Genomic DNA, 13611 nt, shown 5'->3' on the forward strand with positions numbered 1-13611 from the left:
ATTGCCAGACCACATTGTTTTTATTGAAAACGCCGGACCAGGCCGGCCGCCGGACTTGCCGGGGTGTTCGCTGCCCGGCCTCGTACCGGGCAGCGAACGTCGGGAGGATTACTTGATGTAACCGGCGCGGGTCATTTCGCGCGTTGCAGTCGACTGGGCGCTGGCGAGCGCATCATCGACGCTGGACTGACCGGCAACGACCGCCGAGAACAGCTGACCGACCGTGGTGCCGAGCGCCTGGAACTCAGGGATCGCCACGAACTGGCCGCCGGTGTAAGGCACGGGCTTTACAGTCGGCTTGGTGATGTCGGCGGCATCCATGGCGGCAAGCGTTGGCTTGGCGAAGGCGGCCGCCTTTTCATAGTCGGCATTCTTGTATAGCGAGGTGCGGGTGCCCGGAGGCACGTTTGCCCAGCCTTCCTTGGAAGCGACGAGTGCGGTGTAATCCTTGCTGGTTGCCCAGGAAATGAACTTTTCAGCGGCTTCCGCCTTCTGCGAGCTCTTCGGGATCGCCAGGTTCCAGGACCACAGCCAGTTGCCATGGTTCTTCAACTCGCCATGCGTCGGGAAGAGTGCATAACCGACCTTGTCGGCAACGGTGGAATCCTTCGGGTTGGACACGAAGGAGGCTGCCACCGTGGCATCGATCCACATGCCGCACTTGCCCTGCTGGAACAGCGTCAGGTTCTCGTTGAAGCCGTTGGAGGAGGCACCGGACGGGCCGGCATCCTTCATCAGGTCGACGTAGAACTGCAGCGAGCTCTTCCATTCCGGCTGATCGAACTGCGGCTTCCAGTTTTCATCGAACCAGCGACCGCCAAAGGAATTGTTGAGTGCGCTGATGAAGGCCATGTTTTCGCCCCAGCCGGCCTTGCCGCGCAGGCAGATGCCGTTGATGTCGGCCTTGCGATCCGTGATCTTGCGGGCCGCATCGCCGATGAATTCCCAAGTGGGGTTATCGGGCATCTTCAGACCGGCTTTTTCAAACAGGTCCTTGCGATACATGATCATGGCGGATTCGCCATAGAATGGCGCTGCGTAAAGCTTGCCGTCAGCGGAAAGGCCGCCACGGATCGCCGGCAGAATATCATCCACGTCATATTTGTCGCCGAGCTTTTCGAGCGGCAGTAACCAGCCCTGCTTGGCCCAGATCGGAACTTCGTAGTTACCGATGGTCATGATGTCGTATTGGCCGCCATTGGTGGCGATATCGGTCGTCACGCGCTCGCGGAGAACGTTTTCCTCGAGCGTGACCCATTCGACCTTGATGTCAGGGTTCTTGGCGGTGAAGTCGGAGGTCAGACCCTGCATGCGGATCATGTCGCCGTTGTTCACGGTCGCGATGGTCAGCGTTTCAGCGGAAGCAAGGGTCGAAAAGGCGAGTGCCGAGCATGCGCCCAGCAAAATGGTCTTCAATGTCATATCTTCCTCCCAGAAGAAAAATGATGAGCATTCGCTTTGCTCTGGGGCATTTACTCACTTTGGCGTGAGAAAAGTCAAGCGACATCCTGTGCTGCGACGCACATGAAAAAACCAAGCCACTGATTTTGCTTATCTAATTTTTGCTCAATGCGTGAGCAAATATTCAGCTGTCGCTTCGTCGGTGATGAGGCCGTTCAGCAAACCGCCCCTCAGCGCCGCCAGAATCGAAGCGTGTTTGCGGGCTCCCTGCGCCATGCCGATGACGGTGCAGGTGTCTCGTGAAGGAATGGGAACAGAGGCGACACGCTCGTTGACAGGGTGCTCGAAAATGCGACCGTCGGCGTCATACATCCAGCCGCAGATTTCACCCACGGCGCCTCCCGCCATCAGGGCCCTCATCTCGTCGACACCAAGGAAACCATCAACGCAAAGGGGCGCGTTTTCGCCGAGTTCACCGACACCGACGAAGGTGACATTGGCGGCCGCGCCAAGCGCCAGCGTGGAGCGGACCATGGACTGGTCGTGCAAAAGCTCCCGCTCTTCGGCCGACGAGCAGAGCACCGGCAACGGCATCGGAAAATGCCGGGCCTTGATGGCATCCGCCATACTGAAGATGACGTTGTAATAAGCGGCCGATCCATCCGGCCCGATATTGCCGGTCAGCGACACGATGCGATGTTGGGGACATTCCATCGGCGGCAGCTGATCGACGGCGGCCTTCAATGTACGGCCGGTGCCGATGGCGAGCACGATGGGATCGGCATTCTTCAGCCAGCGTTCGATTTCCGCCGCACCCGCCTCGGCAATTCCGACGGTGGACGACACGCCGGCCGGGTCGCTCGGCACCACCTCGATATATTTGAGGCTGAATCGGTCCTTGAGGCGCTCTGCTTTTTCGAGACAGGCGGCGATGGGGTGGTCGAGGCGGACCTTGATCAGCCGCTCGGCAACGGCCAGCGACACCAGCCGCTGTGCGGACTGGCGTGAAATGCCCATGGCGGCAGCAATTTCGTCCTGGGTGCGTCCGGCAACGTAATAAAGCCAGCCGGCGCGGGCCGCATCATCCAGCCGTCCCTGTGCTTCGTTTCGTCTGGCCATGCCGCTGCCCTTCGTGAATTGCCTCTGCGCATTTGCTGGCATTTTTTTGCGGCGGCTGTCAAACGGGCAGCGTGGTTCCGCCTCAGTCACAATGTCTGTAGCCGGACTTTCGCGTGCGCAGGTCGAAGTGAAAGTGGTTCCAGTGGTTCGGGTCGCTGCCGGGGCCGAGGACGGTCGAGAAATACTTGCAGCTGTCCGAGCGAACCGCCTTCAGCAGGGCCTTTTCGCGAAAGGCGAAAAAACTCTTGGTGCGCACATCGATTTCCTTGCCGTTTTTCAGCGTGATGGTGCCGATGTCGATGGCGTTGCCGCGCGCATGTTCAGACCACGGATTGCTGGAGCGCGAGTTCATCTTGCGGCACGAATATCCACCCATCGGCGTGATGCGGCCGACACCGGACAGATAACGGAAGCGCGAGGATGGCACGAGTTCGAACTTGACCCATTTGGCGAAGGCAAGCGTCACCTGACAATTGAGTTTCACAGCCGGGCGGATGGCGACGCCGCTCGCAAGGCCGCTGAGCTCAATCGGATAATCGATGCCGCAGGTCGGGCCATCAGCAATGCGGGCAACGTCACGGAAGGCGACACCGAGGCGACGCAACTCGGCGCGGCAGGCAACCTCGGAGGATGGCATGACACCTGGCGGCATGATGCGGCTGCTTTGCGGTCCGCCGCGCGCCATCGGATCGTTGGGCATGAGCATGGCAACTTCCTCGACCGGCTGGCGCCGGCCGGAGGACCCTGGCGGTGGCGGCGGAATGAGGCGAGACTGGCTCGCTGCCGGCTGCCGACGGGCAGGTGAAATCGCCCCCGGATTGTCCGTGCCGATCCCATCTACAACCGGCTGCGCGGACGCGCCTTGGGCAATATCCGCATCCTGTTCCTCGGCAAGGCCGCGCACCGGTTCGACACCCAGCATGGAATCCATGTTCACGCCACCCTCGCCTTCGGCGATCTGGTTGCTGGCCAATTGCTGCTGTGTATCGGGCTGGTTCTGAATGGCCTGCGGTGCCATGACGGAATGGCCGCTGGCCGCCATGCGCGCCTGATGCTGCGATTCGAGTGTGGAATAACCCTGCGCACCCTGCGGCGATTGCAACAGCGGATCCTGCGATGCATAGGCCTCGGGCATTGGCTGGGAAACCGCGCCGGCGTAGTCGTCTGGTTGTTGGACGCGCGCGGCCTGGTGGACGGCACCGGCGGGCGCACTGTAGCCCTGTTGCCGCGAGGACCTGATGGCGCTGACACGGGTCGTGCCATCAACCTCAGCCGGGGGTACGAGACCCTCCGCCGAGCATGACACCATGACCGTGGAAATCATCAGCAACGTCACAAGACGACGCGGAAGGGAAACATACGCCATACGAGAACCTGTACCTTCAGCGGCCGCAATCGCGGCAATACAGGATAAATTTTAAAGAAATGAGGTAAACGAAACCTTATTGGCGCCGGGAAATAGCGAACCGGGCAGTTCTCAGGTATCCGGAAAGCGAAAAGGCACAACCCGATAACGTCCGTCATTCCGGCCATGCGCCGGAATCCATCCGACTCGCGTCTGCGCGCCGACAAGAATGCTTTCAGCCAGGACGGGGGATGGCCACATACCGGCTAAAGGCCGACATGACGGGCGGAAAAAACTCGGCGAAACAGAGGCCGCTGGAATGCGCGAAATGCCGTGCGAGAATGCCGGAAAGAGGTCTAATATCAAGCCTGAACGAAAAAGGGCGCAGCCAGGCCGCGCCCTCCAACGTCACTCAAACCACCTGAACTCACGCCGCCCGGGCGGTCTCGCGCCGCGCGCCATGTCCCAGTTCAAAACGTGAGAGCAGCGCCCGCAACTGCTGGCTTTCCTCTGCCAATGTCTGGCTGGCCGCAGTGGTTTCTTCCACCATGGCAGCGTTCTGCTGGGTCATCTGGTCCATGTGGTTGACGGACGTGTTGATCTCCTGCAGCCCCGTCGCCTGTTCGCGTGCAGCGGTCGCGATGGAGTTGACGTGGCCTTCCACGCGGTTCACCAGAGCCACAATTTCCTCCAGCGCATCACCGGTCGAGCGCACCAGTGCAACGCCGCCGCCCACTTCTTCCGCCGAGCGGTTGATAAGCGTTTTGATTTCCTTGGCTGCGTTGGCAGAGCGTTGCGCAAGTTCACGCACCTCCTGTGCCACGACCGCAAAACCCCGGCCCGCCTCGCCTGCCCGTGCTGCTTCGACGCCCGCATTCAGCGCAAGCAGGTTTGTCTGAAAGGCAATTTCGTCGATGACCGAGATGATCTGCCCGATGCGTTTCGAGGACTCTTCGATACGGCCCATCGCGTCGACGGCATTGCGCACAATCTCGCCCGATCGACCGGCGCTGGACTTGGTATCCTGCACCATCTGCCGGGCCTCGTTTGCCCGGCCGGAGGCGGTACGGACGGTGGCGGTGATCTCGTCGAGAGCTGCCGCCGTCTCTTCCAGCGCTGCCGCCTGCTGCTCGGTGCGGCGTGAAAGATTGCCGGTCGCGCCGCTGATATCGGACGCGCTGTCATTGACGACGTGGCCGGTTCTCGCAATCGCTTCGATCGCGCCATGCAGGGCGCCGACGGCGCGGTTGAAGTCCAGCCGCAGCTTTTCGTAATCCGTTCCGATATCGGTCAGAGACACGGTCAGGTCACCATCGGCGAGCGCCTCGAGCGCGCTGCCGAGCTGCTCCATGGCATGTGCCTGCCTGTCGGACGCGGAACGCAGCACCAATTCATTGCCGCGCCGCTCTGCCTCCAGCGCCCGCTGCTGGTCTGCCTCGCGCGCTTGCAAGGCGCTGCGCTCATTGACGCTGTCGCGCAACACCAGCAGCGTCTTCGCAATCGCGCCGATTTCATTACGACGGTCGGCGAACTGGATATCCGCCTCGCCATCGCCATCCGCGATCCGCCGCATGCTCTGGCGAATGAGATCGATGGGCCGGGTAACGCTGCGAACCACGAAGGCGGCAATACCGACCACAAGGAGGCCAACCGCGATGCAAAGCCCGCCGTTGAAATAGGCGTCGCGCCAGAACACGGCTTCAAGATCGTCGACATAAACCCCGGTGCCGACAATCCAGCCCCAGGGGGCGAAACCGGCCACATGCGAGAATTTCTCGACCGGGTCCGGCGCGCCGGGCTTCGGCCAGTAATAATCGACAAAGCCCTGGCCGCCCGCTTTGACCGTTTTTACGAACTCAACGAACAGCGCCTTGCCATTCGGATCCTTGTTGCCCGTGAGGTCGGTTCCGTTCATTTCAGGCTTGATCGGATGCATCACCATGGTCGGATGCATGTCATTGATCCAGAAATAACCGCTGCCATTGCCGTAACGCATGGCCGCAATCGTTGTCTTTGCCTGTTGTTGCGCCGCCTCCCGCGTCAGGCTTCCGCCCTGCTCCAACTGGTAATATTGCTTGAGAATGGCAACGGCGGTCTCGTTCATCGCCGCAAGTCCGGCTTTCCGCTCCCGCTCCATCTCGTGGTAGCTTTCAAACAGGCTGAATGTGAGAGCGGCAGCCAGTATCGCCAGAAACAAGGCGACAAGCGCGTAAAGGCGCATGGATATTGTGACGTTTTTCATCTTCCCCCCAAGTCGATGACAGCAATTCGACCAGCCGATGTTAGGGGCAAGAAATTGATTATTATTAAATGCGAATATTATACGTTCGTATTATTCGCCTATGGCTGAAAGCGTCTCGTCGCGGGTCTCGCGGGCAATGTCAGGGAGGGATTTTCGGACTGACCGGCCGCATCTAAAGATAGCGTTAATCGTAGGGGCTTATCCTTGCTGACCAAAATGACGTTCAGGGAGACGCGCGATGGCCCGGCCCAATTTTCGCTACACACATTATGACCTGAAGGAGCTTCGAGCCGGCACGGTCATCGAAGTATCCCTGTCGGCGATCAATAACGTCCGCCTGATGACGGGTGCGAATTTTCAGCGCTTCACCGAGCTGCTCGATTTCAAATATCTCGGCGGCGTGGCGAAAAAATCCCCGATCCGTCTCGCCATCCCAGAGACATTGCACTGGCATCTGATCATCGATGCCGAAGGCCATGGCGCTCTGGCGGAATCCTCGGTCAAGATGCTGCCTGCACAGCCGCAGGCGATGCACCGAAAAGCATCCTGATCGCGGTTTAGAAACAGTCACTTACGGCCATTTGACGAATCATTTTACCAGCGACCTGAATCTCTTTCTCAAGACCGCCCGAGGCACGATTTCCGGCCGGGCGCCGCAAACGCTAGCGCGTCGAGCGCTCGCGGCGCAGCTTCGCCCACCAGTCGAGGCGCTTGCGTATTTCCCTTTCGAATCCACGATCCGGCGGATCATAAAATGTCGTGCGCCCCATCTTCTCGGGGAAGTAATCCTGCCCTGAAAAAGCATCGGGCTCATCATGGTCATAACGGTAGCCGTCACCATAACCCTCACCCTTCATGAGCTTTGTAGGGGCGTTCAGAATATGTTTCGGCGGCACCAATGAGCCGTTTTCTTTCGCTGCGCGCATCGCCGCCTTGAAGGCGGTGTAGACGGCGTTGGATTTCGGCGCGGTTGCGAGATAGACGCACGCCTGGGCGAGCGCCAGCTCCCCTTCCGGAGAGCCCAGATAGTCATAGGCATCCTTGGCCGCATTGCAGATCGAAAGCGCCTGCGGATCGGCAAGACCGATATCCTCGACCGCCATGCGTACCAGCCGGCGTCCGATGTAGAGCGGGTCTTCGCCTGCATCGAACATCCGGGCGAGGTAATAAAGCGCCGCATCCGGGTCAGACCCTCGCACCGACTTATGCAGCGCCGAGATCAGATTATAATGGCCGTCCTGGCTCTTGTCGTAGACCGGCGCACGCCGCTGCACGATGCGTGTCAGCCCTTCCGTATCGAAAATCTCATCCTTGCGCGCCGCGCGCCACACCTCTTCGGCAAGCGTCAGTACGGCGCGGCCGTCGCCGTCGGCCATGCGGATAAGGCTCGCGCGCGCCTCCTCCGTCAGCGGAAGCTGTTTCTCCTCCGCCTGCTCGGCACGCTTCAACAGCTCGCTGAGGCTCTCTTCGTCATGCGAGCGGAAGGTCAGCACACGCGCCCGCGACAGAAGAGCGGCATTGAGCTCAAACGACGGATTTTCGGTGGTGGCGCCGACGAGAATAATGGTACCGTCTTCCATGACGGGCAGAAAACTGTCCTGCTGCGCCCGATTGAAGCGGTGGATTTCGTCGACGAACAGCAGCGTCTGGCGACCGTTCATGCGGCGCGTGCGCGCCGCCTCGAATACCTTCTTGAGATCGGCGACACCGGAGAAGATCGCGGAAATCTGCTCGAAAGCGAGGCCCGCTTCGCCGGAAAGCAGGCGGGCAACCGTGGTCTTGCCAGTGCCGGGCGGTCCCCAGAAAATCATTGAGCCCAGCGATCCACTGTCGATCATCCGGCGCAGAACGCCCTCTTCGCCCGTCAGATGCTCTTGCCCGCTCACCTCCGCCAGCGTTTTCGGCCGCAGACGATCGGCAAGAGGCCGCCGGTTGGCGACCTCCACGGGCACTTGCGGGGCGAAGAGGTCATCGCTCATCGCAGGAACTGCCGGATACGCTGCCCGTCACGCAGGATTTCCACGCGCCAGAAACCGGGATTGTCATCAAGCGCCTTTTCGACGGCGGCGGTCGATCCGATATCCGCGCCGTTAAGCGACAGGATGACGTCCTTGGGCTGGAAGCCGACGCGATAGGCCGGCGACCCACGCTTGACATCGGTAATGACGACGCCCGTTACCTGCGACGGCATGCGCAATTCATCCGCAAGCTTGGGCGAGAGATTGGCAACGGTCGCACCGGCGAAAGGATTGCGCCCCTCGATCAGACGTTCGTCCCTCGGCGCCGTTTCCGGCGCTGTGTCCAGCGCAATCGTCAGCTTCTTTTCCTTGCCCTTCTCCACGACAGTCAGTTCGGCGGATTTACCGATGCCGGCAGTCGTCAGGCGATAACCGAGCGCATCGGGGTGCTCGACCTCGAAGCCATTGACGGCGGTCACCACCTGACCGGGCTCGATGCCCGCCTTTTCTGCCGGACCGCCCTTGGTGACGCTGACGACGAGCGCGCCGCGGGCACGGTGCAAGCCAAGCGCCTCGGCGACATCCGAAGTCACGGGATCGAACGTGGCGCCGATATAGGGCCGCTGGAAGTTCGCATCGCCTCTTTCGGCGGCAGCCACGAACACCCGCACCAGATTGGCAGGAATGGCAAAACCGATGCCGTTCGAGCCACCCCCCTTGGAGAATATCGCCGTATTGATGCCGATCAGCTCACCCGCCATGTTCATCAGCGCACCGCCGGAATTACCGGGGTTGATGGACGCATCTGTCTGAATGAAGAAGCCGAAATCACCCTGCGTCACCTGATTACGCGCAAGGCCGGAAACAATACCGCTCGTAACGGTCTGGCCGACACCGAAAGGGTTACCGATGGCGAGCACCAGATCACCGACTTCGATCCTGTCGGAATTACCGAGCGACAGCACCGGGAACTGCTCCTTGGCGTCAATCTGCAGCACGGCCAGATCGACCCGATCATCCTTCAGCAGCACCTTTGAGGAAAACTCGCGTCCATCGGCCAGAGCCACCTTGATGTCGTCGGCGCCATCGATGACGTGATTGTTTGTCACGATCAGCCCGCCGGCGCTGACAATCACACCCGAACCCAGCGACGACTGCTTTTCTGTGCGGTTCGGCATCTGCTGGCCAAAGAACTGCTCGAAGAAGGGATCGCCGGCAAAGGGCGACAAACGCCGCTGGACGACGCGCTCGGCATAGACGTTGACCACAGCACCCGCCGTGCGCTTCACCAGCGGCGCGAAGGAGAGCTGCATTTCCGTGTGGCTTGCCGGCACGGTTTTCGTGTCCTGCGCGCCCGCGCCACCGGGCAGGAGAACAAGCGCGGCGAGAAAGCCGGTAGACAGATACTTCAACACGCTTCGCATGTGATTCCTCATCGTCATCAGTATGATGGAGTTATAACGCCAAAGCCTGTAAAGCAAAGAGCGGCAAGATGATGGCTATCGTTTCGACGGTATCTTTTAGAAGACCACACTTTCGCAATCCGCGCTTTTTCCTGTGTCTCGGCTCCGGCGGTATGGAACCGGTGAGCGGGCTTTCCGGTTTCCTCCGAACACGAATTTCTCAAAGAGACCCGTCATGGATTTGAAAAAGCCTATCCTCGCCTGCGGCCTGCTCCTCGCCTCCTCTCTTTCCTCACCCGCCGCCGCGGCAAGCTTCGACTGCGCAAAACCCGATCTGGCGGCCGACGAAAAAGCCATCTGCGACAATCGCGCCCTCAACGATCTGGATGTGAAGATGGCCACTACGTTCGATATCCTCACCCAGCTGATGGCCATGGGTGCGCGCGACACGTTGCGTGACGAGCAGAGCAAATGGCTGAAGAAACGACAGGAATGTGCGGCGGATGTGGCGTGCTTGACGAGCGCCTATGACGAGCGAATGAATAAGCTTGGCGAGGCTTTCCAGAGCATCAACCGGCCGCTCTGATACCAGCGATGATCAGACTGCACGGATGATGTCTGTCATCAGCCCGTGTAGCTGGTCCCGGTATCCGGTCCTTGCCGATGGCGCGTCCTCGCGCGAGGTCATGACCACTGAGAGCCTTCTGGACGGAACGATGTAAAGCATCTGGCCGCCATAGCCCCAGGCGTAAAACACCTTCTCTCCGCCCATCTCCTTGATGAACCAGCAATATCCGTAACCATCTCCGTTAAAGACGGAGTTGGTGCGCTGTTGCCAGGACTGGTCGATCCACGCCTGGGAAATCAGCCGCTGCCCCTCCGGGGTGACGCCGCCGCGCCGGTACAGTTCTCCAAAGGCCAGAAGTGAGCGAGCGGTCATCGCCATCTGGTTTCCGCCGAGATAGATGCCCTGCGGATCACGCTCCCAGCCACCGATCGCAAAACCCTCAAGTGGACGAAACCAATCTCGCGCCAAGGCAAGTGTCGAGCGGCCGGAGGCCTTGGTCAAGATCGCCGAGAGCAGATGCGTGGACGCCGTGGAATACAACATGCCACCACCCGGCTCCCCGGCAAAACCGGAGCCGAGCGCCATCCGAACCCAGTTTCGACTTGCCACCCAGCGTCCGTAATTCGGCCCCGACATGCGCTCCAGTCCGGATTGCATGGACAAAAGATTGCCGATTGTGATCCGCTCCAGCCGCGGATCGGGATTCTGCGGAAAATCGCTGCGCAGGATGGTCGCGATCGGCTGGTCCGCGCTCTCGATGATCTTGCGATCGATGGCCATTCCGACCAGCGCCGAAATGATCGATTTTGACGCCGATTTGATATTGGTGGAGCCGTTAAGACCCGCGCCATGATAAGCGCTGCTTGCAACCTCCTCGCCGTCGATGCTGATGATGACTGCCTTGAGACTGGAAAGCGCGTCCGCATTCCGTAGCAACGGTTCGAAACGAGCCGCACCACCGGCAGTCTGCGCGCGGGCAATGGAGGCAAAAGGTAGCGACACCATGAAGGCGAGTGCGGTTCGTCTTTTCATGGTGATGAAGGTAGTCATCGCTGCGTTCTGGAAAAGGGTCGCTGGCCGAACATCACTCCAATGTGACTACGAGATAGGAAAAAGCTGCAAGTCGTTTCGTATTAATGATGGAAAAACAGAACGTTGAAGGCCGTCGAAGAATCACCCTGTGAGGCAATTCAATCTGTTTATGAGCTGGGCTTCGCACTCAATTCAGACAATAAAAAGCTGCACCACAGCGCGGCAGATCGCACATCACTCTCCACGTCATCCTCGGGCCTGTCCTGAGGATCTATCCACGTCGCGTAGTATTGGTCGGCTGCAGATGCTCGGGACAAGCCCGAGCATGAGGGAAGAGAGCTTTTCGGTTCCGATCAGCAAGCTCCAGCCATCGCGCAAGGCGGCGGTGAGTACTGCGCCCCCTTGCCGACAGGATTACTCCGGCAAAATCCGCACTGCACCCTTATCCGCGCTCGATGCAAAGGCCGCGTAGGCCTTCAGCGCTGTGGTGACATTGCGCTTGCGCGGTGCTTCCGGCTTCCAGCCCTTTTCTTCCTGCTCGGCCCGGCGCGCGGCCAGTTCCGCGTCGGAAACCTTCAGGTTGATCGTGCGGTTCGGAATGTCGATCTCGATCAGGTCACCCTGGCGCACCAGGCCAATGGCGCCGCCCTGTGCCGCTTCCGGCGAGGCATGACCGATGGAAAGGCCTGACGTGCCACCGGAGAAGCGACCATCGGTGATGAGCGCGCAGGCTTTGCCAAGGCCCTTGGATTTCAGGTAGCTGGTTGGATAAAGCATTTCCTGCATACCCGGCCCGCCCTTCGGACCTTCATAACGGATGACGACCACGTCGCCCGCCTTGACCTCGTTGCCGAGAATGCCCTTCACGGCCGCGTCCTGGCTTTCGTAAACGACCGCCGGGCCGTTGAATTTCAGTATGGATTCATCAACACCTGCCGTCTTTACGATGCAGCCGTCGAGCGCGATGTTGCCGTAAAGCACGGCAAGGCCGCCATCCTTGGAGAAAGGCTTCTCGACCGAACGGATGACGCCGTTGTCGCTGTCGGTATCCAGATCGTCCCAGCGCGAAGACTGGCTGAAGGCGACCTGCGTCGGCACGCCGCCGGGGGCCGCCTTGAAGAATTCGCGAACCGTCTCGCTGTTGGTGCGCGTGATGTCCCAACGGTCGATGGCGTCGCCGAGCGTCGCCTCATGTACCGTATAGGTATCGCGGTTGATGAGACCGCCGCGCTCCAGCTCGCCGAGAATGCGCATGATACCGCCGGCGCGGTGAACGTCTTCCATGTGAACGTCCTGCTTGGCGGGCGCGACCTTGGAAAGGCAGGGCACCTTACGAGACAGCCGGTCGATGTCTTCCATGGTGAAATCCACCCCGCCCTCGTGCGCGGCGGCGAGGATATGCAGCACCGTGTTGGTGGAGCCGCCCATGGCGATATCCAGCGACATGGCGTTTTCAAACGCCGCCTTGTTGGCGATGGTGCGTGGCAGAACGGTTTCGTCTTCCTGCTCGTAATAACGGCGCGCCAGATCGACGATCAAATGACCGGCCTCAACGAACAGGCGTTTGCGATCCGAATGGGTCGCGAGCGTCGAGCCGTTGCCGGGCAGAGACAGGCCCAGCGCCTCGGTCAGACAGTTCATCGAATTGGCGGTGAACATGCCGGAACAGGAACCGCAGGTCGGGCAGGCAGAACGCTCGATGACCTTGACGTCCTCATCGGAGATCTTGTCGTCGGCAGCAGCCACCATGGCGTCGACCAGATCGAGAGCGACCGTCTTGCCGTGCAGAACCACCTTACCCGCTTCCATCGGACCGCCAGACACGAAGACGGCGGGAATGTTGAGGCGCATGGCAGCATTCAGCATGCCGGGGGTGATCTTGTCGCAGTTGGAAATGCACACCATCGCATCGGCGCAATGGGCGTTGACCATGTACTCGACCGAGTCCGCAATGATCTCGCGCGACGGCAGGGAATAGAGCATGCCGTCGTGACCCATGGCGATGCCGTCATCGACCGCGATGGTGTTGAATTCCTTGGCCACACCGCCAGCCGCTTCGATTTCGCGGGCAACGAGCTGGCCAAGATCCTTCAGATGCACGTGGCCGGGTACGAACTGCGTGAAGGAATTGACGACAGCAATGATCGGCTTGCCGAAATCGCTGTCCTTCATGCCGGTGGCGCGCCAAAGGCCGCGCGCGCCCGCCATGTTTCGGCCGTGGGTTGTCGTTCTGGAGCGATAGGCTGGCATGGTGTTTTCCTCGATCTCTGGCCGGAGCGCGTTCCGCGATAGCGGCAAGATGGCTCCTTCCCTATTTTGCGGTGTTTCTAGCGCAAACCGCGAGCGCTGTCACTGTCACCTTCGGTCAAAACAGTACGGTCCGGTACGGTACGCCCCCGAATTTGACCTGCCTATGAAGGACCGGGCATCACAAATGCGCGATTGCGAGCCGCCGGCCCTATTTTTCATCGCGACGCTGAAACATATCTGTGCAGCGACCGTATTGGCTATCATAATCGATTTATCGCCGATGCACCCGGCTT

Annotated in this window: 10 protein-coding genes; 2 read left to right on the plus strand and 8 right to left on the minus strand. The window is 60.2% G+C overall.

The window, feature by feature from the left end; all coding sequences use genetic code 11:
- Nucleotides 1-108 precede the first annotated feature (108 nt).
- The 4 genes from ACUTJJ_RS04575 to ACUTJJ_RS04590 all read right to left on the minus strand — a co-directional run bounded on the left by ACUTJJ_RS04575 (nt 109) and on the right by ACUTJJ_RS04590 (nt 6107).
- Nucleotides 109-1422, minus strand: coding sequence for an ABC transporter substrate-binding protein (locus tag ACUTJJ_RS04575; RefSeq protein ID WP_063948618.1), 1314 nt, complete (start codon nt 1420-1422; stop codon nt 109-111).
- A gap of 144 nt (nt 1423-1566) precedes the next feature.
- Nucleotides 1567-2520: a sugar-binding transcriptional regulator gene (locus ACUTJJ_RS04580; RefSeq protein WP_445541442.1), complete on the minus strand. Its 954-nt coding sequence runs from the start codon at nt 2518-2520 to the stop codon at nt 1567-1569.
- Between the two features lie 82 nt (nt 2521-2602).
- Complete coding sequence (locus ACUTJJ_RS04585; protein WP_445541443.1) at nt 2603-3886, minus strand: extensin-like domain-containing protein; 1284 nt, start codon at nt 3884-3886, stop codon at nt 2603-2605.
- 406 nt (nt 3887-4292) lie between these two features.
- Nucleotides 4293-6107 (minus strand): methyl-accepting chemotaxis protein, encoded by a 1815-nt coding sequence (locus ACUTJJ_RS04590; protein WP_445541444.1) that lies wholly within the window; start codon nt 6105-6107, stop codon nt 4293-4295.
- Between the two features lie 238 nt (nt 6108-6345).
- Between ACUTJJ_RS04590 and ACUTJJ_RS04595 the strand changes: the two genes are divergently transcribed.
- A complete protein-coding gene (locus ACUTJJ_RS04595; protein ID WP_063948611.1) occupies nt 6346-6657 on the plus strand; it encodes a DUF1883 domain-containing protein in 312 nt (103 codons plus the stop codon).
- Between the two features lie 112 nt (nt 6658-6769).
- Here ACUTJJ_RS04595 and ACUTJJ_RS04600 read toward each other — a convergent pair whose 3' ends face one another.
- On the minus strand, nt 6770-8086 hold the full coding sequence (locus tag ACUTJJ_RS04600) for a replication-associated recombination protein A (RefSeq protein ID WP_063948609.1): 1317 nt from the start codon (nt 8084-8086) through the stop codon (nt 6770-6772).
- A complete protein-coding gene (locus ACUTJJ_RS04605) occupies nt 8083-9489 on the minus strand; it encodes a DegQ family serine endoprotease (protein WP_296071694.1) in 1407 nt (468 codons plus the stop codon). Before ACUTJJ_RS04605 ends, ACUTJJ_RS04600 begins: the two co-directional genes overlap by 4 nt.
- A 214-nt stretch (nt 9490-9703) precedes the next feature.
- Between ACUTJJ_RS04605 and ACUTJJ_RS04610 the strand changes: the two genes are divergently transcribed.
- The gene (locus ACUTJJ_RS04610) at nt 9704-10054 is read left to right on the plus strand and encodes a lysozyme inhibitor LprI family protein (RefSeq protein ID WP_296071696.1); all 351 of its coding nucleotides are present in this window, start codon (nt 9704-9706) and stop codon (nt 10052-10054) included.
- Between the two features lie 12 nt (nt 10055-10066).
- On the opposite strand, the gene ACUTJJ_RS04615 is transcribed toward ACUTJJ_RS04610, so the two are convergent.
- Both ACUTJJ_RS04615 and ilvD read right to left on the minus strand, forming a co-directional pair.
- The gene (locus ACUTJJ_RS04615; RefSeq protein ID WP_445541468.1) at nt 10067-11068 is read right to left on the minus strand and encodes a serine hydrolase domain-containing protein; all 1002 of its coding nucleotides are present in this window, start codon (nt 11066-11068) and stop codon (nt 10067-10069) included.
- A 414-nt stretch (nt 11069-11482) separates the two neighbouring features.
- Nucleotides 11483-13318, minus strand: a complete 1836-nt coding sequence (gene ilvD / locus ACUTJJ_RS04620; protein WP_063949084.1) for a dihydroxy-acid dehydratase — start codon at nt 13316-13318, stop codon at nt 11483-11485.
- Nucleotides 13319-13611: the final 293 nt, after the last annotated feature.

Source organism: Agrobacterium sp. DKPNP3, from assembly GCF_052686535.1.

What these genes read in the sequence shown, in the direction of transcription:
- ACUTJJ_RS04610 (WP_296071696.1), top strand. Translation starts at nt 9,704, where the DNA reads ATGGATTTGAAAAAGCCTATCCTCGCCTGCGGCCTGCTCCTCGCCTCC.
- ACUTJJ_RS04595 (WP_063948611.1), top strand. Translation starts at nt 6,346, where the DNA reads ATGGCCCGGCCCAATTTTCGCTACACACATTATGACCTGAAGGAGCTT.
- ACUTJJ_RS04615 (WP_445541468.1), bottom strand. Translation starts at nt 11,068, where the DNA reads ATGAAAAGACGAACCGCACTCGCCTTCATGGTGTCGCTACCTTTTGCC.
- ilvD (WP_063949084.1), bottom strand. Translation starts at nt 13,318, where the DNA reads ATGCCAGCCTATCGCTCCAGAACGACAACCCACGGCCGAAACATGGCG.
- ACUTJJ_RS04590 (WP_445541444.1), bottom strand. Translation starts at nt 6,107, where the DNA reads ATGAAAAACGTCACAATATCCATGCGCCTTTACGCGCTTGTCGCCTTG.
- ACUTJJ_RS04585 (WP_445541443.1), bottom strand. Translation starts at nt 3,886, where the DNA reads ATGGCGTATGTTTCCCTTCCGCGTCGTCTTGTGACGTTGCTGATGATT.
- ACUTJJ_RS04580 (WP_445541442.1), bottom strand. Translation starts at nt 2,520, where the DNA reads ATGGCCAGACGAAACGAAGCACAGGGACGGCTGGATGATGCGGCCCGC.
- ACUTJJ_RS04605 (WP_296071694.1), bottom strand. Translation starts at nt 9,489, where the DNA reads ATGCGAAGCGTGTTGAAGTATCTGTCTACCGGCTTTCTCGCCGCGCTT.
- ACUTJJ_RS04575 (WP_063948618.1), bottom strand. Translation starts at nt 1,422, where the DNA reads ATGACATTGAAGACCATTTTGCTGGGCGCATGCTCGGCACTCGCCTTT.
- ACUTJJ_RS04600 (WP_063948609.1), bottom strand. Translation starts at nt 8,086, where the DNA reads ATGAGCGATGACCTCTTCGCCCCGCAAGTGCCCGTGGAGGTCGCCAAC.